This window comes from Pseudoalteromonas sp. S1650, from assembly GCF_005887195.1.
GTDB lineage: Bacteria > Pseudomonadota > Gammaproteobacteria > Enterobacterales > Alteromonadaceae > Pseudoalteromonas > Pseudoalteromonas simplex.
Genome location: NZ_PNDF01000056.1, coordinates 1 through 337, shown reverse-complemented (window position 1 = coordinate 337; position 337 = coordinate 1). Strand labels below are relative to the sequence as shown.

General features: G+C 42.1%; 1 pseudogene. It reads left to right on the top strand.

Annotation, left to right across the window (positions count from 1 at the left end):
• A pseudogene (locus CWB80_RS16215) lies at window positions 1-337 on the top strand (aldehyde dehydrogenase family protein); the annotation flags it as partial.

Here is a 337-nt window from a genome sequence, read left to right as displayed (position 1 = left end):
CATGTAATGTTGATACCTATTTAGCAAATCCAATGTTACGTGAATAAGTATTTGGCCCAGCCGGTTTATTGGTTCGTTATGAAAGCATGGAGCAGTTAATCTTACTAGTAGCAGCGCTTGAAGGGCAGCTTACGGCAAGTGTGCATGACAGCGCTGATGATTTAGCTAAAGCTGAACACGTTATAGAAGAGCTGAAATACAAAGTAGGGCGTTTAATACACAATCAAATGCCAACCGGCGTAGAAGTATGTGGCTCAATGAACCATGGTGGACCATTTCCAAGCTCCACAGATGTACGTAGCACTTCCGTTGGGTTAAATGCAATGTTGAGATTTTT